Source organism: Methylobacterium sp. Leaf112 (genome assembly GCF_001423295.1).
GTDB lineage: Bacteria > Pseudomonadota > Alphaproteobacteria > Rhizobiales > Beijerinckiaceae > Methylobacterium.
Genome location: NZ_LMNG01000012.1, coordinates 39965 through 63153, shown reverse-complemented (window position 1 = coordinate 63153; position 23189 = coordinate 39965). Strand labels below are relative to the sequence as shown.

The following is a 23189-nucleotide window of genomic DNA, read 5'->3' as shown; positions in this document are numbered from 1 at the left end:
ATGATCAAGACGCTCATCCACGAAATGGAACACGCCGTCACTATCGGAACACCCGATCAGCGTGCGGCGATGCTTCGCCGAATCACGGCTCTGTTTACCGATCACGCCGTCGCCCTGGGCGAGAGCGGGATCGAACCCTTCGATGCGATCATCCTTCACCTCGCCCGCAACGTCGAGGCCGCGGCCCGTTCAGCCCTCGCCGAGGAGATCGCCGATATCGCCAATGCCCCGCGCCGCGTCGTGCGCGACCTCGCCTTCGATCCGCAGATCACCGTCGCGGGGCCGGTCCTCGCCCGATCCGTGCGGCTCGACGAGGACGACCTGCTTCGGATCGTCAGGGAAGCCGGCCCATTGCATCTCGATGCGGTTTCGCGGCGACGGACCCTGAGCGAGCGGATCACCGACATCCTCGTCACGCGGGCGGCGACCCAAGCCGTGCGCCGGATCGCCGGGAACGAGACCGCGCACCTGTCGTCGACGGGATTCGGGACCTTGGTGGACTTGGCGGGGAAGGATCCGGTTCTGCGGGCGGTGCTCGATCTGCGCCGATCCATCCCCGAACTCCGCCGGATCGAAGCCCCGCCGCTCTCGCCGGCTTCCCCCGGGGGCGTCGATCTCGAGGAGAAGGCGATCGTCGCCCTCGTGGTACAGGGACGGGTGGACGATGCCCTGGCCGCCATCGCCCGCATCGCCGGGGTGCCGACCGAGATGGCGTCTCAGGCCCACCGTAATCCGGATCTCGATCCGCTTCTCTTTCTCCTACGGGCGTCCGATCTCGGGTGGGGGACCCTCAAGCACCTGATCCAGGCCCGGTCCGGCCGTCGCCTATCGCCGGAGGACATGCGGGGGACCTTCGAGGCGTTCCAGGCCCTGTCGGTGGCCACGGCCCGCCGTTCGGTCCGCTTCACCGCGTCCAAGGGCCGGACCAAGGCCGCTTGACGCCGCGGCGCACGGGCTGCCACCCCTGGTCTCAGGAGGCGCCGTGCTGGTCGACCTGTTCCACTACCTGACGACCCCCGCCCCCTGGTCGCATCGCCGGCGGGGCTACCTGCGCGAGAGTGTCCTGCTCCTGTCCCGCTCGCGCCGGTGCCGGACGGCCTGGGAGCCGCATCTCACACGGGCCCGTGCCGTGATCATGCGGGCCTGCGAAGGTCTCCCTCGATATCGCACCGTCGTCGTTCTCGGCTCGGGCCTCCTCGACGACGTACCCCTGGACCACCTCGCCCGCCGCTTCACCCGCATCCGCCTCGTCGATGCCGTGCATCCGTGGCCGACCCGATGGACGGTGCGCCACCGTCCCGACGTCACCCTGGTCACGGCCGATCTCACCCGGCCAGGGGCGGTTCCCGATCACGGGGGCGGGCCGGAGATCGATCTCGTGATCTCCGCCAACCTGCTTTCGCAACTGCCGATCCTGCCCGTCGACGGCTCCGGAGGGGCGGATCCGCAGCTCGGTGGGCGGATCGTCCGAGCTCATCTCGACGGCCTATCCCGCCTCGCGGCGCGGGTCTGCCTCGTCACCGACGTCCTGCAGACCGAAGAGGACCGCGACGGCCGTGTGACCGACCGCCTCGACCTCCTCCACGGCGTTCCGCTTCCGACACCCGACGCGGCCTGGACCTGGGATCTGGCGCCATTCGGCGAGGCCGCGCGGGACCGCCGCCTCGTCCACCGCGTCCACGGCTACGCGGACTGGCATGCCGCACTCGGCGGCCCAGACCGGCCCTGAACGCGAAAAGCCGCCCAACGGGGGCGGCTTTCCAGAGCGATCGCGGCAAACTTATTCGGTGATCGGCGTCACATCGTCGGTACCGGCGGAGCCGGGCTCGGCCCCATCGGTCCCCTCGAAGCGGGCCCGGCGGCGACGGCGTGGCTTCGGAGCCGTCGGCGTTTCGTCGGGGGCGGACGGGGTTCCCTGCGGAGCGGATTCCTCCGCCGTGCGGGACTCGACGGGCCGTTCGGCGGGAACGGGACGCGGCGGCGTCATCAGGAAGGCCGGCAGGCCGGACACGTCCTCGGCCGGCGCACGCTCGGCCTCGTCGCGACGGCGGCTCCGCCGGGGCGGTGCATCCGCCACCCGGCGCGGCTCGGTCGGCTGGAAATCCGGCCGCGCGGACTCCGGACGGACAGGCTCCTGCCGCACGGGTTCGGGGCGGACGAAGTCCGGTCGCACCGGTTCCTGACGGGCGGTCTCCTGCCGGACGAAGTCCTGACGCGGGGCCTCGTCGCGCCCGCCATCCTGCGGGGCCTCGGCGTTTCGATTGGATTCGAACCGCGCGCCGTTGTTGCGACGGCCATATTCCTGGCGCGGCTGCTCGTTGCGGGGCTGATCCTGCCGATCCCGATCCTGGCGCTGCTGGTCCTGGCGCTGCTGGTCCTGGCGCTGCTGGTCCTGGCGCTGCTGGTCCTGGCGCGGCTGGTCCTGCCGACCGTAATCCGGTCGCTGGTTGTCCTGTCGCGAAGAATCCGGCCGATTGTAGTCCTGCCGCTGGCCGTCCTGCCGGGACCCGTCGGGGCGCTGGTTGTCGAAGCGCTGCGGACGGTCGTTGCGGTTGTTGAAGCGGTCGCGCCGGTCGTTGCGGTCGTTCCGGTTCTGGCCACCGTCCTGACGCGGATACTCCTGACGCGGCGAATCCTGTCTCTGGGACTCTTGTCTCTGGGACTCTTGCCGTCCCTCGTAGGCCGGCGGCTGATACGCCGGCTGGGGCTGCTGGCCGGGATCGGTGTAGTCGTCGTTGTAGGAATGGGCGGCGTAGCCGAGCGGTGCGCTCTGGTCGTCGCCACCATCCTCGTCGCCATCGTCGTCGAAGCCGTTGCGGGCGTAGCCGCCGGCGGCCTGCTGACGGTTCTGCTCCTGCGCGCCCGAGATGATGCGAAAATAATGCTCGCCGTGCTGGAAATAATTCTCCGCCGCCACGGGATCGCCGCTCGCCTGCGCGTCACGCGCGAGCTGAGCGTATTTATCGGCGATGTGCTGGGCGGTGCCGCGAATCTTGACGTCCGGACCGTTCGATTCGTAGGACCGGGTCAGCGGGTTGGGACCCTTGGGGCGGTTGCGACCGCGCACCCGTCTGTTCTGGTTTGGTCTCATCGGTCTCGATTGACCCTCGTTCGTACGGGAGCTGGTGACGCGGTCCGGGACCCGGCGGCCTTGAGCCGAAATCCGGCCCGGCCATGGTGACCCCGGGAGGGGGACCGTGTGATCCGGTTTGTCAGGTCCGCGATCGGAATCGGAATGCGCCGTGCTTGCCGTGTGTCCCGGTCCACCGAGGCTCGCGCTAGCGTTCAGGCGCTCTTCGGTTTTCAGGCTCGAAGTGACCAAGTTTCTGCGCGTCGTCTCACAGCGCGCCAACCTGATCGTGGGGAGATCGCTGAGGAGCGTCGCGGACTACGAGCCGGCACCATTCCTGCCACGACCCGTCTCGACGGATCGTTTTTCGATCTGACTGAGAGCCTAGCCGGTCGCCGCGACGGCAACAAGCATTTTTTCGCGCCACCCCCGGTTGTTCACGACGATTCTCGTCCGAGCGGCGCATCCCGTCCCCGACATCGCCATCACTTCGACGCGAACGCGACCACGCGGGCATGTCCAGCCAGGTCGTGGGTGATGCCGGCCGCCACGAAGCCACGCTCGCGGCCGAGGGTCAGCACGGCCTCCGCCTGGTCGTGGCCGACCTCGAACAGCAGGCTTCCGCCCGTCGCCAGCCGCACCGGCCCCCGCGCCACGTCATCCAGGATGCGCCGGTAGGCATCGAGCCCGTCGACGCCGCCATCGAGGGCCGCTGCCGGATCGTGGAGGCGGACTTCATCGGCCAGGGTCGCGATGACGCCGAGCGGGATGTAGGGCGGATTCGAGACGATGAGGTCGAACGCGGCCATCAGGCCCGCGCACCAGTCGGCACGCACGAAGGCGGCCCGGTCGCCGACCCCATTGGCCGTGGCGTTGGTGCGGGCCTGGATCAGGGCGCCTTCCGAGCGGTCGAGGCCGATGCCGAAGGCGTTGGCGCGCTCGGACAGCAGGGCCACGAGGATGCAGCCCGAGCCGGTTCCGAGGTCGAGGATGCGCAAGGGGCTTGTGCGGTCGGGATGGCGTCCGAGGGCCGCTTCCACCAGGGTCTCGGTGTCGGCGCGGGGCACCAGGGTCTCGGGCGCCAGTCCGAACGGGAGGCCCCAGAATTCCCAGGCGCCGACGATCCGGGCCACGGGTTCGCCCGCGAGGCGCCGGGCGAGGGCTTCCGATAGGGCTGCCGCGCCCGCCGGCCCGATGGGTTCGAAGCCACCGAGGATGAGCTCCGTCCCGCTGAGGCGGAGGACGTCGAGGACGAGGAAGCGGGCGTCGCTGTCGGCGATGCCGCCCTCGGCGAGGCATCGGGTCGCGTGCCGCAGGGCTTCCTGACGAGTCGTGCCCGCGATCAGAGACATGGTCGTGACCGGAGACATGGCCGGCTCAGGCCATGCCCTCCGCGGCGAGCAGCTCGGCCTGATGCTCCGTCACCAGCGCGTCGATGAGTTCGTCGAGGGCGACGCCCGCCAGAACCTCCTCCAGCTTGTAGAGAGTGAGGTTGATGCGGTGGTCGGTCACCCGCGCCTGGGGAAAGTTGTAGGTGCGGATGCGCTCCGAGCGGTCGCCGGAGCCGACCTGGGACTTGCGGTCGGCGGCGCGCACCGCGTCCTTGGCCGTGCGCTCGGCATCGTAGAGCTTCGAGCGCAGGAGCTGCATCGCCCGGGCCCGGTTCTTGTGCTGCGAGCGCTCCTCCTGGACGAAGATCACGATCCCGGAGGGCAGGTGGGTGATGCGGATGGCCGATTCCGTCTTGTTGACGTGCTGGCCGCCGGCGCCCTGCGAGCGCATGGTGTCGATCTTCAGGTCGGCATCGTTGATGACGATATCGACCTCCTCGGCCTCGGGCAGCACCGCCACGGTGGCGGCGGACGTGTGGATGCGCCCCTGCGTCTCGGTGTCGGGCACGCGCTGCACCCGGTGGGCGCCGCTCTCGAACTTCAGGCGGGCGAACACGCCCTTGCCCTTCACCTCGGCGATGACCTCGCGGTAGCCGCCGACGGTGCCCTCGCTCTCGGAGATCACCTCGACCTTCCAGCCCTTGGCGTCGGCGTAGCGGCCGTACATCCGGAACAGGTCGCCGGCGAAGAGCGCGGCCTCGTCGCCGCCGGTGCCGGCGCGGATTTCCAGGATGGCGGATTTCTCGTCGGCGGAGTCCTTCGGCAGCAGGATGAGCTGCAGGGCGCGGTGCGCCGCCTCCAACCCGGCTTCCGCCTCGGGCTTCTCGTCGGCCGCCAGCGCCCGCATCTCGGAATCGCTGCCCGGCTCGTCCATCAGCGCCTGGATGTCGGCGAGGTTGGAGGCGGCGGCCCGGTAGGCGTGGATCGCCGCGACGACGCCCTCCAGCTCCGACAATTCGCGGGACAGCTGGACGAAGGTGTCGGAATCCGCCGAGCCCGCGCTGAGGGTCGCGGTGACGATGTCGTGGCGCGTCAGGATGGCGTCGAGACGGTCGGAAGGAATGGGGGTCATCGCCCGTGGGGTACTCTCACCAGTGTTTCGGGTCGGCGCGGTCGGTCCGGAGGGGCCAGGGTCGGAAACTCTGAAGGCCCGCTAGATAGGAACGCCGTGCGCCTTGGCGAAGGCGCTGAGCGCCGGCCGGAGGGTTGCGCCGTCGCCGGCGCGGGCCATCTCGGCGTCGATGACGGCCGCGATGGCGGCGGCGTCGAGGGCGAGCACCATGGCCTTCACCGGGCCGATGGCGGCCGGTGACATGGAGAGGTGCCGGAAGCCGAGGCCGATGAGGGCCATGGCCTCGAGGGGCTTGCCGCCGATCTCGCCGCAGACCGTGGCCGGGCAGCCGGCCGCCGCCGCCCGCTCGGCGATGAGCCGGAAGGCGCGCAGGGCCGGCACGCTCAGGGTGTCGAACCGGCCCGCCACCCGCCGGTTCTCGCGGTCGACGGCGAAGAGGAACTGCATGAGGTCGTTGGACCCCACCGACAGGAAGTCGGCGGCCCGCGCGATCTCGTCGATCTGGAACAGGAGCGAGGGCACCTCGACCATCACGCCGAGCTTGCAATCGCTCGGCAGCGGGTGGCCGTGGCGGCGCAGGTGCGCCTTCTCGCGCTCGACGATGGCCTTGGCGCGGGTGAACTCGTCCACCGTCGCCACCATGGGGAACATGATCTTGAGGGGTCGGCCCCCGGCCGCGCGGAGCAGCGCCCGCAACTGCACCCGCAGCAAAGCCGGCCGGTCGAGGCCGATGCGGATCGCCCGCCAGCCGAGCGCCGGGTTCTCCTCCTCGAGGGCCGGCATGTACGGCAGGATCTTGTCGCCGCCGATGTCGAGGGTGCGGATCGTCACCGGCAGGTCGCCGGTGGCGGTGAACACCGCCTCGTACAGGGTCTGCTGCTCGGCCGCCGACGGCATGCGCTGGGCGACCATGAACTGGAGTTCGGTGCGGAACAGGCCGATGCCGTCCGCGCCCGTCTCGGCCAGATGGGTGAGGTCGATGAGCAGACCGGCATTGAGCTGCAGGCCGATGGCGACCCCGTCGCGGGTCACCGCCGGCAGGTCGCGCAGGGCCCGGTACTGCTCCTGACGCTTGGCGCGGACCCGCACCATCTCGCCGTAGGCCGCCTCGATCTCGGGACCGGGCCGGACCTGGATCTCGCCCGTTGCGCCGTCGACGATGATGGCGTCTCCGGCGTCGCAGAGCGCCGTGGCGTTGGCGATCTCGCCCACCGCCGGGATGCCGAGCGCCCGCGCGACGATGGCGATGTGGCTCGTCGGGCCGCCTTCCTCCAGGACGACGCCGCGCAGGGCCGTGCGGTCGTAGTCGAGCAGGGCCGCAGGCCCCATGGAGCGGGCGACGAGGATCGCGTTCTCGGGCAGCACCCGGTCGCCGTTGCCCTCGTGGCCGATGAGGGTGCGCAGGAGCCGGTTGGCGAGGTCGTCAAGGTCGTGCAGGCGGTCGCGCAGATACGGATCGCTCTGGCGCATCATCCGGGCGCGGTTGTCCGACTGGACCCGCTCGACGGCGGCCTCTGCCGTCAGGCCCGACTGCACGGCCTCGCGCATCCGGCGCAGCCAGCCCTTGTCGTGGGCGAACATCCGCACGGTCTCGAGGACCTCGCGCGATTCGCCGGTGCCGATGCTGTCGCCGCGTTCCACGAGGTCGTCGATGGCGGAGCGGACTTCGCCGATGGCCTGTTCGAGGCGCTCGACCTCGCGGTCGAGGTTTTCGGCGATGAGCCGCTTCACGACGATGCGCGGCTCGTGCAGCACCACGTGCCCGAGGCCGATGCCGTCGGCGAGCGCCACGCCGCGCTGGCTCACGGCCCGTCGGGCCGCCGAGCCGGCCCCGGGGGCCAGCGCCTGGAGTTCGCCCGAGGCGATCATCTCCGACAGCACCATGGCGGTGGTCTGGAGCGCCTCGATCTCCTCCTCCGAATAGACCCGGTAGGTCTTGTTCTGCACCACGAGCACGCCGAGCGTGTTGCCCGCGCGCAGGAGCGGCACACCCAGGAAGGCGTGATACGCCTCCTCGCCCGTCTCAGGGCGATAGGAGAAGGACGGGTGCGACTGGGCGTCGGACAGGGAGAGCGGCTCGGCCGTCTGCGCGATGAGGCCGACGAGGCCCTCGTCCGCGCGCATGCGGGTGAGATGGACCGCTTCGCGGTTCAGGCCCTCGGTGGCGAACAACTCGAGGGTGTTGTCGTCGCTCAGCACGTAGACCGAGCACACCTCCGCCACCACGTTGGCGGCGATCAGGGTGACGATCCGGTCGAGACGTGCCTGTGGACTGACCGGCTCCGCCATCGCTTCGCGGAGGCGGCGCAGCAGCAGGCGCGGTCCTCCAGGCGCAGCGGGCATGGTCCCTCGATCCGGCTTCGGTTCGAGGCGTGATCCGATCCGGCCGGATCGCGCCTCTCATTCCTTGTGTGTCGTGCCCTCAGACGAACCGGTATCCACTTCGTCGGACAGCGCGCTCACGCGGCATCACGCGCAAGAATCGTGCGCGCGATGGGCCAATGTGTTCAGGCCTGGTCGAGGCCGTATAGCGAGTGGAGCGTACGCACGGCAAGCTCCGTATAGGCGGAGTCGATCAACACGGAGAACTTGATCTCGGATGTCGTGATCGCCCGAATGTTGATGCCCTTCTCGGCGAGCGCCCGGAACGCCTTGGCGGCGACGCCCGCGTGGCTGCGCATGCCGACCCCGATGGCCGAAACCTTCACCACGTCGGTGGCGCCTTCGATCTGGGCGAACTCGATGACGCCGCTCTGGGCATCGAGGATCTGTCGGGCGCGATCGTAATCGGCGGACGGGACCGTGAAGGTCATGTCCGTGGTGGACTGATCGCCCGACACGGTCTGGATGATCATGTCGACGTTGATGTTGGCGTCCGCCAGGGGCCCGAAGATGGCGGCGGCGATTCCGGGGCTGTCCTTGACCTGGCGCAGCGTGATCTGCGCCTCGTCCTTCGAGAAGGCGATCCCGGTGATGATCTGCTGTTCCATGGTCTCGTCCTCGTCGCAGATGAGGGTTCCGGGGCGTGCGTTGTCGGGCGGGTCGAAGCTCGATCGCACCGTGGTCGGCACCCGGTGGACCATGGCGAGCTCGACGGAGCGGACCTGCAGGACCTTGGCGCCTAGGGAAGCCATCTCCAGCATCTCCTCGAAGGTCACGCGCTCCATGCGCCGGGCCTTCTGAACGACGCGCGGATCGGTGGTGTAGACGCCGTCGACGTCCGTGTAGATGTCGCAGCGCTCGGCACCGATGGCGGCCGCGATGGCCACCGCGCTGGTGTCCGAGCCGCCCCGGCCGAGGGTGGTGACCCGGCCCGTCGCCTCGTGCATGCCCTGGAAGCCGGCGATGACCGCGACCTCGCCGCGCTTGAAGCCAGCATCGAGGCGGGCGCCGTCGATGCCCTCGATGCGGGCCGAGCCGTGGGCGTCGGAGGTGAGGATCGGGATCTGCCAGCCCTGCCACGAGCGGGCTTTGAGACCGGCCTTGCGCAGGGCGATGGCCAGCAGGCCGGCGGTGACGAGTTCGCCCGAGGCCACCACGGCGTCGTACTCGGCCTCGTCGTAGATCGGGTTCGCGTCCTTGACCCAGGCGACGAGCTCGTTGGTCTTGCCCGACATGGCCGAGACCACAACAGCGACCTCGTAGCCGGCCGCGACCTCGCGGGCGACGTGGGCCGCCACGTTGCGGATGCGCTCGACATTGGCGACGGACGTGCCGCCGAACTTCATCACCAAACGGGCCATGCAGCGTCCGCGTCGATTCTCGTGGAAAGGGAGCCGTGGTGCGGCGGGCCGGACAAACGCCCGCGTCGCTCTGCGGCTGTACCGGACAGGGCTTCGGCGGGTACAAGGGCTACCCGAGCGTGTCAACAATCGGGGCCGGTGGGCCGTGACCCATCCCCGGGACTGTTGTTCCCCCAAGCTTTTTTCCGCCCAATCAGACGGACCCGATGACCGGACCCACCTCATCCTCCATCGACCGCGACGAGGTCGCCCGCTTCGAGGCCATCGCGGCGACGTGGTGGGACCCGAGCGGGCCCATGCGGGTGCTGCACCGCTTCAATCCCGTACGGCTGGCCTATATCCGTGACGCCGCCTGCCGGCATTTCGACCGGGATCCGAAGGCGCCGTTCCCCCTCGACGGCCTCGCCATCGTCGATGTCGGGTGCGGCGGCGGCGTGCTGTCCGAACCCCTCGCGCGCCTCGGCGCCCGGGTGACGGGGCTCGATCCGGCGCCGACCAACGTGAAGGTCGCCCAGGCGCACGCGGATGCGGCCGGCGTGAGCGTCGATTACCGGGCCCGCACCATCGAGAGCGTGGTGGCGCAGAGCGAGCGCTTCGACATCGTGCTGGCCATGGAGGTGGTGGAGCACGTGGTCGATGTGCCGGCCTTCGTCGCCACCGCCTGCGCGGCGGTGAAGCCCGGCGGGCTGCTTTTCTCCGCCACCCTCAACCGCACCCTACGCTCGTACGCCCTCGCCATCGTGGGGGCCGAATACGTCCTCGGCTGGCTGCCGAAGGGCACCCACGACTGGGACAAGTTCGTGAAACCCCACGAACTCATCCGCGCCGTCGAGGACGGCGGCCTCGCGGTGACGGACACCACCGGGGTGGTGTTCAATCCGCTGGACGGCTCGTGGCGGGCGAGCCGCGACACGGCGGTGAACTACATGATCGCCGCGCGCCGCGCCTGAACTCCCGGCGGCCTCGCGTCGTTGACCGCGCGCAACCGGAGGCCGTCATGCTCGAGAAGATCCCCCACGCCGTCGGCGAGGCCCTGTCCGGCCTCAAGGCGGGCATCGCGGCGACCACCTACCACGCCGACTTTCCCGACACGCCCGCGACGGTGCGGCTGACGAGCCCGGCCTTCGCCGAGGGCGGGTCGATCCCAGCCCGTTTCACCGAGGACGGCGAGAAGACGTCTCCGCCCCTGGCCTGGGACAACCTCCCGCCGGGGACCGTCCGGGTCGCCCTCATCGTCGAGGACGCGGGCAGCCCGACCCCGCGCCCCCTCGTCCACCTCATCGCCTGGAACCTGATGCCGGAGGCCGGCCCCCTGACCGAGGGCGCGCTGCCGAGCCCCGGCGGGGCGCACCAGTCCCAGGATCTCGGCAAGAACAGCTTCCTTCAGGACCAGTGGCTGCCGCCCGATCCGCCCACCGGCCACGGGCCGCACGAGTACCTGTTCCAGATCTATGCCCTCGACGTGGCTCTCGCCCTCGACGCCTCACCGGGCCGGGGCGCCGTGATCGACGCCATGCGGGGCCATGTGCTCGCCAAGGGCTGCCTGACGGCGACCTACGCCCGGACCTGAATCGCATTTGGATCTTGCACCGCTCGGTCCGCCCGGTGCATGGGCGCACCGGGACAGGGACGGAGCGTTTCCATGAAGGCCTTGCTGTGCACCCGCCTCGGCGGCCCCGACGATCTCTCCCTGGAGGACATCGCCGAACCGGTGCCGGGGCCCGGCGAGGCCGTGGTGCGCATCACCCTGGCGGCGCTCAACTTCTTCGATACCCTCATCATCGCCGGGCGCTACCAGGTGAAGCCGGAGCTGCCGTTCTCGCCCGGCGGCGAGGCCGCCTGCGTGGTCGAGGCCCTCGGGCCGGATACGAAGGGGGTTTCGGTCGGCGACCGCGTCATCGTCCACCAGAAGTTCGGGACCTGCCGCGAGCGCATCGCGGTCTCGACCCGTCATCTCACGCCGATTCCCGATGCCGTCTCCGATGAGCAGGCCGCCGGCCTGACCATTACCTATGGCACGTCGCTCCACGCCCTGCGGGACCGGGCGAAGCTCCAGCCGGGCGAGACCCTGGCGGTGCTTGGCGCCTCGGGCGGCGTCGGCCTCGCGGCGGTGGAACTCGGCGCCATCATGGGCGCACGTGTCATCGCCTGCGCCTCGTCGCCGGAGAAGTTGAGGGTCGCCGAGGCGCACGGAGCCACGATGAGCGTCGACTACGCCGCCGACAACCTGCGCGAGGCCCTGCGGACCCTCACGGAGGACAAGGGCGTCGACGTGATCTACGATCCCATCGGGGGCGACTACGCCGAGCCGGCCCTGCGCTCGCTGGGCTGGAAGGGGCGCTACCTCGTCGTCGGGTTCGCCGCCGGCGACATCCCCCGTATCCCGCTGAACCTCGCCCTCCTCAAGGGCATCGACATCCAGGGCGTGCACTGGGGCGTGTTCGTCGATCGCGAACCCGAGGCGCATGCGCAGAACCGGCGCCAGCTCCTCGCCTGGGTCGCGGAGGGCCGTCTAACCGCCAAGGTCCATGGGGTCTATCCCCTGGCGGATTACGCCGAGGCGCTCGGGATCCTTAAGCGCCGCGAGGCCGTGGGGAAGGTGCTCTTGCGAATGTGAGCGCCTTCCCGTGGGATCGCCTCAGAGCAGGCCCTGCGCCTTGGCCAGCGCCACGAGGTCGTGCTGGGGGCGGGCGCCGATGTGCTGGATTACCTCCGCCGCGGCCAGGGCGCCGAGACGGGCGCTCGCGGCGTTGTCGAGGCCCCGCACATGGCCCGCGAGGAAGCCGGCGGCGAACAGGTCGCCCGCACCCGTGGTGTCCACCAGTTCGTGGACCGGGGAGGCCTCGACGCTGCGGATCTCGCCACCCTTGACCACCATGGCGCCGTCCGCCGAGCGGGTGACGAGGCCGAGGAGATGCTTGCCGCGGGTGTCGCGTTCGTCGCGCAGGGCCTTGAGGGCGACCTCCGCGTCGTCGGTCTCGTACAGGCTCTGCAACTCACCGATGTTTGCGAACAGGATATCGACGCTGCCGTCGCGGATGAGCCCGAGGAATTCTTCGCGATACCGGCCAACGCAGAAGGCGTCCGACAGGGTCAGCGCGACGGCGTTGCCGGCGGCGTGGGCGATCTGAACGGCCTTGCGGAACGCGTCCTTGGCGGCCGGCGGATCCCAGAGGTAGCCCTCGAGGTAGGTCACGCGCGCGTTGCGCACGGTGGCCTCGTCCACGTCGGCCGGGGACAGGCTCTGGCAGGCGCCGAGATACGTGTTCATGGTGCGCTCGCCGTCGGGCGTCACCAGGATGAAGCAGCGCGCCGTGGCAGGACCGTTGGTAGCGGCCGGCACGGTGTAGCGCACGCCCGTGGCCTTGAGGTCGTGGGCGTAGAGGCCCCCGAGTTCGTCGTCGCGGACCTTGCCGATGAAGCCGGTCTTCGCGCCGAGCAGCGCCGCGCCGACTGCGGTGTTGGCGCCGGAGCCGCCCGATACGATGGTGGCCGGCCCCATGGCGTCGAACAGGGCCTCGGCCCGCTCCTCGTCGATGAGCTGCATCGCGCCCTTCGGCACGCCCTGCTCGGCGAGGAACGATTCGTCCGCGCGGGCGATGAGGTCGACGATGGCGTTGCCGAGGACGAGGAGGTCGAGGGATTCGGGCATCTATCCGTCCAGTCTGGCCGGGGGAAAAGGATGCGCCGGGCTGTGGCACCAGCCCCGCCGGGGGTCAAGCGAGGGCGGCCGTTCCAACGCTCCGTCCATCCCTCACGACTCGGCTAAGGGAGACTCGGTGAAGAGAGCGGCTCCCGTGAGGGTCAGGCCCGGTGGCTCGAGTTCGAGCCGCCCCGTGGAGGCGAGCCGCGTCTCGATCAGGTCTTCGGTTCCGCGCCGATGGTGAATGACCATGCGCCGCACCGGATCGACGATGAGAGAGTGCATCACGCTCGGCACCCAGAAATACTCGACAAGCTTCGGCGTGGTGTCGATCTGTCCGGTACTCGGGGACAGGACCTCGACGACCACGATGGGGGCCGGGGCCTGCGTGGCATCGGGCCCGAGGCGTTCGTCGCAATGCACCAGGGCGTCCGGCTCGAAGCAGGTTGCCGCATCCACCCGCACCGTGATCCCGTCGGGCAGCATACGACAGGCAAGCCCGGCCTCGCGAATGCCTGCGCGGAGCGCAAGCTGGACGGAGAACTTGGTCTCCGCATACCGCACGCGCTGCGGGGCCATGGCGAAGACCTCTCCGTCGACGAGCTCGTAGCGGCCGGGCTGGTGCTCGGCCCAGGCCAGGAAGGCGTCGACATCCATGCCGGCTTTGGGCTGCGCGCTCATGGGCGACAGCCTCTCATGCGCCCCGAAGACTGCGAAGGCGCCGGTCTTACTGAAGCGCCTTCACCTCGCACTGCGCGTAGTCCGAGGCCGCCTTCACGTAGGCGTTCAGGCCCTTCACGTAGGCCTCCGCCAGGGGACGGTAGACGGCGATCTGGGCGTTGTAGGCCTTGATGGCGTCGTTGTAGCTGTAGGCTTCCCAGCCGGGGCAGCCGCCCTTGGCGTCGACGCAGGCCGGCTTCTCCGGGAAGGCGGGTTTGGTCGGCCGGGCGCTCACGGGCGGCGGTTCGGCGCGGGGGCACTCGGCGCGGGCCGCACCGACGGCGAGGAGGCAGGCCATGCCGGCCGCCCAGATTGTTTTCGTCATCGCGTCCCCCGAACCATCGGCACGGACTCATGCGGGAGGCCGGGCGCGGCCGCAAGCCGGCTTCAGCGCGCGGCCACCGCTTCGGCGGGCCGGCTCCGCACCGGTCGGGCCTCTGGTCCTGTGCCCCTGCCCGCGCCCTTGCCCGCGCCTTTGCCGAACCGGTCCCAGATGCGGCGCGCGGCATCGATGACGGGCAGAACCAAACCGAGGCCGAGCACCCACCAGGCCGGGCGGATCATGTCGGGAAAGGCGAGGTTGGCCTGGAGCACGCGCCCGGCCGGGATGCCGCTGGCGAGGCCGTACCACGCCGCCTCCAGTCCGGCGGTGGTGAGCGCCACCGCGACGGCGAGCCCCAGCAGGGTCAGCGGGTTGATAGGCCAGCGCAGGCGCTGCAGGGCGCGCCAGCCCATGAGGAGCAGGAAGGCGCCGGTCCAGAACACCGGGTCGGAGACGTCGATCTTGGCCTGCAGGAAGTAGTGGACGAGGCCGAGCACCGCGAGGGTGTAGACCGTCTTATGCAGGCGCGGCCACGCCTTGCCGAGTCGCCTGATCATGCCGTCCGTGGAGGTCACGCCGAGGACCACGAACCCCACGAGGGCGACGAACCCGATGGTGAGGTAGATCCGGCTGACGATCTCCGAGATCACCTTCGTCAGCACGAAGTTCTGATCGACCACGTAGAGCGCGAGGTGGATGAGCGCGTAGGCCAGCACCGTCAGCCCGAGCATCCGCCGAACGAGGATCAGCTTCGGCCAGTTCGCCAGGCGCCGCAGGGGCGTGATGGCCAGGGACAGCAGCAGGAAACGCACGGCCCATTCGCCGGTGCCGTGCAGGAGCGCGGTGATGGGCTTGGCACCGAGCGCGTCCGCCGCATAGGCGCCGGCGAGCCAGAGGCCGGGCGCCAGGGCGAATAGGAAGACGCCGAGCTTGAGGCCCGAGAGACGTCCGGCGCGGTCGCGCCAGGGTGCGGAGATGGCGGGCAGGGCGGGCATGGCATGTTCCGAATGCGCGGCTGTCGGGGCGACCGGTGCCGCCGACGGTCTTATCTACGTGGCGAAGCGGGCCGAAGTTACGGCCGGCGACGTGCGGTCGCACACCCCGCCCGCGCCGTGCCGGGGGACGATGCGGCATCGAACGACGTGTTGTATGCCGGGCCGAACCGGTCCCCATCGCAGAAGCCCAGCATGCCCGCATCGAAGCCCGCCGCCGACAGCCTCGACAACCTGACGCAGGAGACGGCGCGCGGTGAGCACGCCTCCCTTTCCGAGCGCATCGCCGAGGCCGACCGCCTGTATCACCAGGAGGACGCGCCGGAGATCTCGGACGCCGAGTACGACGCCCTGCGCCGCCGCCTGGAGGACATCGAGGCGCGGTTCCCGGACCTCGCCGGCACGGGGGCGGCGAGTACCTCCGTCGGCGCCAAGCCGTCGGAGAAATTCGCCAAGGTCCGGCATGCCGTGCCGATGCTGTCCCTCGGCAACGCCTTCGCGGACGCGGAGGTCGAGGAGTTCGTCGCCCGGGTGCGCCGGTTCCTGAATTGGCCCGAGGGCGAGACGCTGGCCTTCACCGCCGAGCCGAAGATCGACGGATTGTCCCTGTCGCTCCGCTACGAGGGCGGCCGCCTCGTCACCGCCGCGACGCGGGGCGACGGCGAGACCGGCGAGGACGTCACCCGCAACGCCCGCGTGGTGGACAGCATCCCCGAGACCCTCTCGGGCGACGACGTGCCGGAGATCTGCGAGGTTCGGGGCGAGGTCTACCTCTCGCACGCGGATTTCGCGTCCATCAACGCGCGCCAGGAGGCCGCCGGCAAGGCCCTGTTCGCCAACCCGCGCAACGCCGCCGCCGGGTCCCTGCGCCAGCTCGATCCTGAGATCACCCGCTCGCGGCCGCTCAAGTTCTTTGCCTACGCCTGGGGCGAGATGTCGGCCCTGCCTGAGGAGACCCAGTCCGGGATGATCGGAGCGTTCGGGCGCTGGGGACTGCCGGTCAACGACCGCACGAAACGCTTCACCGACGCGCAAGCGATGATCGCCCATTACCGCGGCATCGAGGCCGCGCGGGCGGATCTCGGCTACGACATCGACGGCGTCGTCTACAAGGTCGACAGCCTCGCCCTGCAGCGACGCCTCGGCTTCGTCTCGCGCTCGCCGCGCTGGGCCTTGGCCCACAAGTTCGCCGCCCAGAAGGCGCTCACGGTGGTCGAGGGGATCGAGATCAATGTCGGCCGCACCGGCTCCCTCAATCCCCTGGCCAAGCTGCGGCCGGTGACGGTGGGGGGCGTCGTGGTGTCGAACGCCACGCTCCACAACGAGGGCTACGTCCAGGGGGTCGGCGGCGACGGGGAAAAAATCCGCGACGGCCGCGACATCCGCGTCGGCGACACGGTGGTGGTGCAGCGGGCCGGCGACGTGATCCCGAAGGTCATGGACGTGGTGCTCGACAAGCGCCCTGCGGACGCGACGCCCTTCGTCTTCCCCGACCATTGCCCCGCCTGCGGCAGTCGGGCGATCCGGGAGATCAACCCGCGTACGGGCAAGCCCGACGCCGTCCGGCGCTGCACCGGCGGCCTGATCTGCCCCGCGCAAGGGGTGGAGCGCCTGAAGCACTTCGTCTCGCGCAACGGCTTCGACCTCGAAGGCTTCGGCCAGACCTACATCGAGGTGCTGTTCGAAGCGCACGTCATCAAGCAGCCGGCCGACCTGTTCCGCCTCGATTTCGCGGAGTTGAAGGCCGCCATCGTGGCCCGCCGCGAAGCCCTGTCCGCCGAGCGCCGGGCCGAGGGCGCACCGGCCCCGAAGAAGCCGACGAAGAAGAAGGGCGAGGAGGAGGACAAGGCGATCCACAACCTGCTCGCCGCCGTCGAGGACCGCCGCCGCCTGCCCCTCAACCGCTTCCTGTTCGCCCTCGGGATCCCCGACATCGGCGAGTCCACGGCCAAGGCCCTGGCGAAACGCTTTCCCGACATGGCCGCCCTGATGGGTGGGGTCGCGGCGGCGGCCGCCGCCCAGGCGGGGCCGGACTGGATCGAACTCTCGTCGCTCCCGCGCATCGGCCCGACGACGCGCGACCGCCTGCTTGAGGTCGGCTACCCCCGCGAGACCTCCGATGCGGAGGAGGGCGAGGCTGGGGTGGAAGCCGGCGAGGCGCCCGGCCGCATCCGGCTGTCGGCGCCCCAGCGCGCGAGCCTGCTCGCCCATTACGGCGACGCCGATGCGGCGGCCGCCGGGATCGCCCGGGCCGCGTCCCAGCGCCCGGGCGACGCCTACCGGCACTTCGCCGACGACGCCGAGATCGGTCCGGTGGCGACGGATTCCCTCATCGCGTTCTTCGGCGAGCCGCACAACGACGCCGCCGTGCGGGCCCTCCTCGAGGCCGTCACCACGGAACCCATGGCGGCACCCGTGACGGCGACGGCCTTCGCCGGCAAGACCGTGGTGTTCACCGGCTCCCTCGAACGCATGACCCGCAGCGAGGCCAAGGCCACGGCCGAGCGCCTGGGCGCCAAGGTCTCGGGTTCGGTCTCGACCAAGACCGACCTCGTGGTGGCCGGGCCCGGCGCCGGCTCCAAGCTCAAGGACGCCGAGAGGCACGGCGTGGAGGTGGTGAGCGAGGAGGCCTGGCTCGCCCTCGTGGCGAGCGCTTGAGGTGGCTTCCAGCGCGGCTTACATGACGCGCATCGCCTCTGGCGCGCAGGGCACCCGCTATTTGACACCAATCCTTTGACACCGATTCTTGCCCTCGACTTCGAGACCGCGAACGAGCGGCGCGACAGTGCCTGCGCGGTCGGTCTCGCGTGGATCGCGGATGGGGCGGTGGTGCGCCGGGAATCGCGGCTGATCCGGCCGCCCGACTTGCGGTTCTCCCCCGGCAACATCCGGGTCCACGGCATCGTACCGGCGGATGTGCGGACGCAGCCGACGTTTCCCGAGGTGATGGCCGAGTTCCTGCCCGACCTGGCGAGCGGCCTCGTGCTCGCCCACAACGCCGGCTTCGACATGGGCGTCCTGCGCGCCTCGCTCGTCGCCTACGGCCTGCGGCCGCCGGCCTTCTCGTATCTCTGCACCGTCCAGATCGCCCGCCGGGTGTTTCCCGCGGAGGAGGGCTGCGGCCTCGGCAAGGTCGCGGCGCGCCTCGGCATCCGGTTCGAGCACCACGATGCCGGCGAGGACGCCTATGCGTGCGCCGAGATCGCCCTGGCGGCCATGCGCCGGACCGGCGCGCTCGACATCTTCGGCTTGTCCCGCGCCATCCGGCTGCCCATCACCACGGTGCCGGAGGGGCCGGACCGCGTCCCGCCGCCGCGCGCCGGCCCGGGATCGTCGTCCGAGCGCGTCCGGTCGGGCCCGCGCCTCCCGCCGCCCCTGAGTTTTGCCGTGAAGGGCTCGCGCGGCGACCGCTACGCCGTCACCCTGGAGGACCGAGCCACGGGCCTGCGCCTGCGCTGCACCTGTATGGCGGGGCGCTACGGCACGAAGTGCCGCCACGTCGCGGCGCTCCTCGTCGGCGACATCACAGACCTCTTGTCCGGCAACTACGACGACGTCGAGCGCCTGCGTTTGCGCATGGAGGCAGCCGCCGAATCCTGATCCTCAGGAGCGTTCGAGGCGGGCCGGCAGCTTGCGGACCTTCACCCGCCGCACGAAGCGCGGACCGGCGAGAAGGCGTTCGCGCCGCACGAGATCGCCGGGGCGCGGCGCGCCGACGCCGATGACGCCCTCGCCCCGGGCGGCGAGGCGGGCCGGCAGACCCGCATGCGGGCGGCGCAGGCGGCCCAGGGTGACGTCCGGTCGGGCGGTGCCGATGAAGCGGTCCAGGATGCGGATCCAGCCCTCGGCGGGCACGTCCCCGGCCTCCAAACAGAGCACCCATTCGCGCCGGGCCGCCTTGGCCCCGGCCGACCACGCCGAGCCGCCGCGCGGGCGCAGGACGAGCTTGGCGCCGGTGGCCTCCGCCACGGTGTCGATGGCCGTGCTGTGGCTGGGCGCGACGATGACCGCATCGCCGACGAGCCCGGCGGCGACGCCGGCCACGAGGGCGCCGAGGGTGTCGGCGAGCCGATCGACCGCATCGGGATCGGTCGGCCGCGCCACATGGATCAGAGCGGAGATCATGCCCGCGCATACCGCATTTTTCCCCGGACTGAAGCCGGTCACCGGCCCGGTTTCCTGCCCGGACTGCGCAGGGCCCGACCCAGAAGCCGCTTTGCCCGCAATATGTGCAACATCTCGCGATCATGTTCATGATATGTTCGATTCGGCGGCGGGTGATGAAGGATCGGCATGGAGACGGAGTCGCCGGACGCGGACACAGGGGAGGGCGCGCGGCGCCTCGCCACGACGACGCGGCCGAGCGACGCCCGGCGTGGACGCGGCGCGACGGCCAATCCCACCGGACGATTCGAGACTATCAGCCGCGAGATCTTCGACGACGGGTGGGAGGCCGTCGCCCCGGCGCCCTTGCGCACGATGGTGACGGCTGAGCGCGCCCGCAGCCTCATCACCCGCAACACCTCGCCGGACATCTCGTTCGATCGCTCGATCAACCCCTATCGCGGCTGCGAGCACGGCTGCGTCTACTGCTTCGCCCGGCCCAACCACGCCTATGTCGGTCTCTCGCCCGGCCTCGATTTCGAAACGCGGCTGTTCCACAAACCGGATGCGGTGAAGCTCCTGACCTCCGAATTGTCGGCGCCGGCCTACCGGCCCGCCACCATCGCCCTCGGGACGGCGACGGACCCGTACCAGCCGATCGAGCGCGAGCACCGCCTCACCCGGGGCATCCTCGAGGTGCTGGGCCGATTCCGGCATCCCGTCGGGATCGTCACCAAGTCGAACCTCGTGGTGCGCGACCTCGACCTGCTCACAGATCTCGCCCGCGACGATCTCGTGAAGGTCGCCGTCTCGGTCACCACCCTCGATCCCGATCTCGCTCGCCGGCTGGAGCCGCGCGCGCCGCACCCGAAGAAGCGCCTGGAGGCCATCGAGCGCCTGAGTGCCGCGGGAATTCCCGTCATGGTCATTGCCGCCCCGGTGATTCCCTCGCTCAACGACCACGAGATCGAGGCGATCCTGACGGCGGCCCGCGAACGCGGCGCGCGGGAGGCGAACCACGTGCTGCTGCGCCTGCCGCTGGAACTCGACGCCCTCGTGGACGACTGGTTCGCCGAGCATTATCCGGGGCGGCGCGCCCACGTGATGTCCCTGGTGCGCCAGGCGCGGGGCGGGCGCGCCTACGACGCCACGTATGGCCGGCGCATGGTCGGAGCCGGTGCCTATGCTGACCTCATCGTGCGCCGCATGCGCCTCGCCCGCCGCCGCCTCGGCTACCCGGAAGAACGTCTGAAGCTCAGGACCGATCTGTTTGTCCGGCCGACGGCGCAGCTGTCGCTGTTCTGAAATCGGTCTCGGGTCCGTAGGCTCTGGTGAAGCTGCAGCGGTGATGGGCCGAGCGGCCCAGTGTCGCGAGGCCGGCGAGGTGCAACTTGGTGCCGTAGCCGACATTGCTGTCCCAGCCATAGGCGGGGTGGCGCCGGGCGAGGGCGCGCATGGCCGCATCCCGAACGGTCTTCGCCACGATGGAGGCGGCGGCGATCTGCGGCACGATGCGGTCCCCGCCCACAACGGGGCGGCACCGCGCGAGACCGGGAATCGCGTCGCGGCCGTCGACCAGCACCGGGGCGTCGAGTCCGAGGCGATGGACCGCCCGCGCCATGGCGTCGAGGGTGGCGCCCCGCACGTTGATGCGGTCGACGAGCGCCCGCGACCCGGCGGCCAGGGCCACGCGCGCATGGGCACGGATCAGGGGGGTGAGGCGCTCGCGCTCGGCCCGCTTCAGGTGCTTCGAATCGTCCAGCGCCGCCAGGATCTCGCCCGGGAACGCGTGCGGGTCGAACCACACCGCCGCCACGACCACGGGTCCGCACAGGGCGCCGCGTCCGACCTCGTCGCAGCCGATCACCGCCGGATAGTCTTTCGCGAGGGCAGCGTCGAAGGGGAGCATCGGGGTGAACACGGTGTCGGGAATGGGGCGGGACCCTGCCAGTCCGGCCCGCCCGAGTCACCACGCCGGTGCGTCGGTTCCTGTGCCCAAACCGATGGTCCTGCTCGGTGTGCCGTGGCGCGCCTGCGGGCCTGCCGTGCCGTGGGCGGCGGCGATGTTGGCGTAGAATTGCCGTGCGCTCTCGGCCCAGGTGTAGCGCAGGGCCTGCGCCCGGCATCGGTCGCGCGGGATGGTCAGGGCGGCAAGCGCCGCCTTGCGCAGGTCGGGGTCGAGGACGCCCGCATCCGTACCCCCAATGACGTCGAGGGGGCCGGTGACCGGGTAGGCCGCGACGGGCACGCCGCAGGCCAGGGCTTCCAGGAGCACGATGCCGAAGGTGTCGGTGAGACTCGGGAACACGAACACGTCAGCGGCGGCGTAGACCGCCGCCAGGGCCGCGCCCGTGCGGGTGCCGAGGAAGTGCGCGTCGGGGGCGAGCGCGGCGAGGCGCGCCCGGTCCGGTCCGTCGCCCACCACCACCTTCGAGCCGGGCAGGTCGAGGGACAGGAAGGCGGCGATGTTCTTCTCCACCGCGAGGCGCCCGACGAACAGGAAGATCGGCCGGGGCAGGCCCGCGAAGGGATCGGGCGCCCCTGCGTCGGGCCGGAACAGGTCGGTGTCGACGCCCCGGGTCCAGCGCATGAGGTTGGTGAAGCCGCGGGCGGCGAGATCGCGTTCGAGGGAGGGTGTGCTCACCATGGTGCCGCTGGCGGCGCCGTGGAACCGGCGCAGCCAAGCGTAGCTCCACGATTCCGGCACGGGGGCGCGGGCCGCGAGGTATTCGGGAAACCGGGTGTGGTAGCTCGTGGTGAACGGACGGCGATGGCCGAGGCAGTAGCGCCGGGTGGCGTAGCCGACGGTGCCCTCCGTGGCGATATGGACATGGGTCGGCCGCAGACCGTCCCAGCGGCGCGCCACCGCCGCGCGGGTGGCGCAGGACAGGCGGATCTCCGGGTAGCCCGGGAGGGGTACGGAGACGAAGTCAGCGTGGGTGAGAAACACCGTGTCGATGCCGAGGCTCGCGCCCGCCGCCGCCATGTGCTCGAGGGAGCGCACGACGCCGTTGACCTGCGGATGCCAGGCATCCGTTGCGATGAGGAGCCTCATGCGACGGCCCGGGCGCCGTCGGGCCGCGGCCCGGCGAGCTCGGCGTCACGGGCCTCCCGGGCCCGCACCAGGCTCGGATAGTGCAGCACCTCCATGGTGCCGTCGTAATGCTCGACGATGGCGGTGCAGGATTCCACCCAATCCCCGGTGTTGAGGTAGGTGAGCCCGCCGATGGTGCGGTTGGCGGCGTGGTGGATGTGACCGCAGATCACCCCGTCGGCGCCGATGCGCCGGGCCTCGGCGCTGAGCAACTCCTCGAACTTGCCGATGAAGTTGACGGCATTCTTCACCCGCAGCTTGGCCCAGGCCGAGAGCGACCAGTAGGCCAGCCCGAGGCGGCGGCGCAGGGTGTTGAGGTGGGTGTTGACGAACAGCGCCGCCGTGTATGCACCATCGCCGAGATACGCCAGCCACCGGGCGTGGCGCACCACCATGTCGAACTGGTCGCCGTGGATCACGAGGTAGCGCTTGCCGTCCGCCGCCACGTGGAGGCGCTGGTCGGCGACCTCGATGCCCCCGAAGGTCATGCCGATGTAGTCGCGCAGGAATTCATCGTGGTTGCCCGGAACGTAGATGAGGTTCGAGCCCTTGCGGACCTTGCGCAGGAGCTTCTGAACCACGTCGTTGTGGCTCTGGGGCCAGTACCAGCCGGACTTGAGCTGCCAGCCGTCGACGATATCGCCGACGAGGTAGATCTCGTCGGCATCGTAGTCGCGCAGGAACTCGAGCAGCAGGGCCGCCTGGCAACCCTTGGTGCCGAGGTGCATGTCCGACAGGAACAGGGTTCGGACGCGGATGGTCGTCTCCGGATCTTCGCCCATGGTGGTCTCCGAGCAGCTCTGCATCGGACCGAGCCAAACCGGATTCCCGTATCACTTTGATGACGCCAGCCGGCCCCGGGGGAGGGGCGCCCTGCCGTGCGGCACCGCATCGCAAGCCTTTCTGGACTATAAAATTATTTGACGTTTCGCGAAGTTTTTCGGGTTTTCCTTCCTGCGTGAAGGCAGGCATAGTCCCCGTAAGATGCCCCACCGGACCGCGCGAGACATCGTGTGTCCGGAGCCCCGAGAGGTGAAG

At 70.5% G+C, this 23189-nt stretch carries 21 protein-coding genes; 8 read left to right on the top strand and 13 right to left on the bottom strand.

The window, feature by feature from the left end; translation table 11 throughout:
• Together ASF52_RS07060 and ASF52_RS07055 are read left to right on the top strand one after the other, a co-directional pair.
• On the top strand, nucleotides 1-939 hold the full coding sequence (locus ASF52_RS07060; RefSeq protein WP_056169805.1) for a DUF2336 domain-containing protein: 939 nt from the start codon (nucleotides 1-3) through the stop codon (nucleotides 937-939).
• A gap of 43 nt (nucleotides 940-982) precedes the next feature.
• A complete protein-coding gene (locus ASF52_RS07055) occupies nucleotides 983-1729 on the top strand; it encodes a hypothetical protein (protein ID WP_056169802.1) in 747 nt (248 codons plus the stop codon).
• Nucleotides 1730-1780: 51 nt separating this feature from the next.
• Here the strand turns inward: ASF52_RS07055 and ASF52_RS07050 are convergent, their stop codons facing one another.
• The 5 genes from ASF52_RS07050 to ASF52_RS07030 all read right to left on the bottom strand — a co-directional run bounded on the left by ASF52_RS07050 (nucleotide 1781) and on the right by ASF52_RS07030 (nucleotide 9276).
• A complete protein-coding gene (locus ASF52_RS07050; RefSeq protein WP_056169801.1) occupies nucleotides 1781-3067 on the bottom strand; it encodes a DUF4167 domain-containing protein in 1287 nt (428 codons plus the stop codon).
• Between the two features lie 488 nt (nucleotides 3068-3555).
• Nucleotides 3556-4422 carry a peptide chain release factor N(5)-glutamine methyltransferase gene (prmC, locus tag ASF52_RS07045; RefSeq protein WP_156629997.1) on the bottom strand — a complete coding sequence of 289 codons (867 nt, stop codon included), beginning with the start codon at nucleotides 4420-4422 and terminating at the stop codon, nucleotides 3556-3558.
• Between the two features lie 25 nt (nucleotides 4423-4447).
• Nucleotides 4448-5533 carry a peptide chain release factor 1 gene (gene prfA / locus ASF52_RS07040; protein WP_056169796.1) on the bottom strand — a complete coding sequence of 362 codons (1086 nt, stop codon included), beginning with the start codon at nucleotides 5531-5533 and terminating at the stop codon, nucleotides 4448-4450.
• A gap of 81 nt (nucleotides 5534-5614) precedes the next feature.
• On the bottom strand, nucleotides 5615-7876 hold the full coding sequence (ptsP, locus tag ASF52_RS07035) for a phosphoenolpyruvate--protein phosphotransferase (RefSeq protein WP_056169793.1): 2262 nt from the start codon (nucleotides 7874-7876) through the stop codon (nucleotides 5615-5617).
• A 164-nt stretch (nucleotides 7877-8040) separates the two neighbouring features.
• Nucleotides 8041-9276: an aspartate kinase gene (locus ASF52_RS07030; RefSeq protein WP_056169790.1), complete on the bottom strand. Its 1236-nt coding sequence runs from the start codon at nucleotides 9274-9276 to the stop codon at nucleotides 8041-8043.
• Nucleotides 9277-9482: 206 nt separating this feature from the next.
• Here ASF52_RS07030 and ubiG point away from each other — a divergent pair, with 206 nt between their 5' ends.
• From ubiG to ASF52_RS07015, 3 genes are all read left to right on the top strand, one after another.
• The gene (gene ubiG / locus ASF52_RS07025) at nucleotides 9483-10226 is read left to right on the top strand and encodes a bifunctional 2-polyprenyl-6-hydroxyphenol methylase/3-demethylubiquinol 3-O-methyltransferase UbiG (protein ID WP_056169788.1); all 744 of its coding nucleotides are present in this window, start codon (nucleotides 9483-9485) and stop codon (nucleotides 10224-10226) included.
• Nucleotides 10227-10273: 47 nt separating this feature from the next.
• A complete protein-coding gene (locus tag ASF52_RS07020) occupies nucleotides 10274-10846 on the top strand; it encodes a YbhB/YbcL family Raf kinase inhibitor-like protein (protein ID WP_056169785.1) in 573 nt (190 codons plus the stop codon).
• Nucleotides 10847-10918: 72 nt separating this feature from the next.
• Nucleotides 10919-11893, top strand: coding sequence for an NADPH:quinone oxidoreductase family protein (locus ASF52_RS07015; RefSeq protein WP_056169782.1), 975 nt, complete (start codon nucleotides 10919-10921; stop codon nucleotides 11891-11893).
• Nucleotides 11894-11914: 21 nt separating this feature from the next.
• On the opposite strand, the gene ASF52_RS07010 is transcribed toward ASF52_RS07015, so the two are convergent.
• The 4 genes from ASF52_RS07010 to ASF52_RS06995 all read right to left on the bottom strand — a co-directional run bounded on the left by ASF52_RS07010 (nucleotide 11915) and on the right by ASF52_RS06995 (nucleotide 14956).
• Nucleotides 11915-12928, bottom strand: a complete 1014-nt coding sequence (locus tag ASF52_RS07010; RefSeq protein WP_056169779.1) for an adenosine kinase — start codon at nucleotides 12926-12928, stop codon at nucleotides 11915-11917.
• A 102-nt stretch (nucleotides 12929-13030) separates the two neighbouring features.
• Nucleotides 13031-13600, bottom strand: coding sequence for a Uma2 family endonuclease (locus tag ASF52_RS07005; RefSeq protein WP_056169776.1), 570 nt, complete (start codon nucleotides 13598-13600; stop codon nucleotides 13031-13033).
• A gap of 46 nt (nucleotides 13601-13646) precedes the next feature.
• Complete coding sequence (locus ASF52_RS07000) at nucleotides 13647-13964, bottom strand: hypothetical protein (protein WP_156368922.1); 318 nt, start codon at nucleotides 13962-13964, stop codon at nucleotides 13647-13649.
• A gap of 62 nt (nucleotides 13965-14026) precedes the next feature.
• The gene (locus ASF52_RS06995; RefSeq protein ID WP_056169770.1) at nucleotides 14027-14956 is read right to left on the bottom strand and encodes a sulfite oxidase heme-binding subunit YedZ; all 930 of its coding nucleotides are present in this window, start codon (nucleotides 14954-14956) and stop codon (nucleotides 14027-14029) included.
• A 192-nt stretch (nucleotides 14957-15148) separates the two neighbouring features.
• On the opposite strand from ASF52_RS06995, the gene ligA reads away from it, so the two are divergent.
• Both ligA and ASF52_RS06985 read left to right on the top strand, forming a co-directional pair.
• Nucleotides 15149-17611: an NAD-dependent DNA ligase LigA gene (gene ligA / locus ASF52_RS06990; RefSeq protein WP_056169768.1), complete on the top strand. Its 2463-nt coding sequence runs from the start codon at nucleotides 15149-15151 to the stop codon at nucleotides 17609-17611.
• Nucleotides 17612-17686: 75 nt separating this feature from the next.
• Nucleotides 17687-18553: a 3'-5' exonuclease gene (locus tag ASF52_RS06985; protein ID WP_244473735.1), complete on the top strand. Its 867-nt coding sequence runs from the start codon at nucleotides 17687-17689 to the stop codon at nucleotides 18551-18553.
• A gap of 3 nt (nucleotides 18554-18556) precedes the next feature.
• Here the strand turns inward: ASF52_RS06985 and ASF52_RS06980 are convergent, their stop codons facing one another.
• Complete coding sequence (locus ASF52_RS06980) at nucleotides 18557-19078, bottom strand: hypothetical protein (protein ID WP_056169765.1); 522 nt, start codon at nucleotides 19076-19078, stop codon at nucleotides 18557-18559.
• Between the two features lie 168 nt (nucleotides 19079-19246).
• On the opposite strand from ASF52_RS06980, the gene ASF52_RS06975 reads away from it, so the two are divergent.
• Nucleotides 19247-20362 (top strand): PA0069 family radical SAM protein, encoded by a 1116-nt coding sequence (locus tag ASF52_RS06975; RefSeq protein WP_056169762.1) that lies wholly within the window; start codon nucleotides 19247-19249, stop codon nucleotides 20360-20362.
• Here the strand turns inward: ASF52_RS06975 and ASF52_RS06970 are convergent.
• The 3 genes from ASF52_RS06970 to ASF52_RS06960 are packed head-to-tail and all read right to left on the bottom strand — an operon-like array spanning nucleotide 20313 to nucleotide 22933.
• A complete protein-coding gene (locus ASF52_RS06970) occupies nucleotides 20313-20966 on the bottom strand; it encodes a ribonuclease HII (RefSeq protein ID WP_082515226.1) in 654 nt (217 codons plus the stop codon). The genes ASF52_RS06975 and ASF52_RS06970 overlap by 50 nt on opposite strands.
• 57 nt (nucleotides 20967-21023) lie before the next feature.
• The gene (locus ASF52_RS06965; protein ID WP_056169759.1) at nucleotides 21024-22112 is read right to left on the bottom strand and encodes a glycosyltransferase family 4 protein; all 1089 of its coding nucleotides are present in this window, start codon (nucleotides 22110-22112) and stop codon (nucleotides 21024-21026) included.
• On the bottom strand, nucleotides 22109-22933 hold the full coding sequence (locus ASF52_RS06960) for a UDP-2,3-diacylglucosamine diphosphatase (RefSeq protein ID WP_056170650.1): 825 nt from the start codon (nucleotides 22931-22933) through the stop codon (nucleotides 22109-22111). Before ASF52_RS06960 ends, ASF52_RS06965 begins: the two co-directional genes overlap by 4 nt.
• Between the last annotated feature and the right edge of the window lie 256 nt (nucleotides 22934-23189).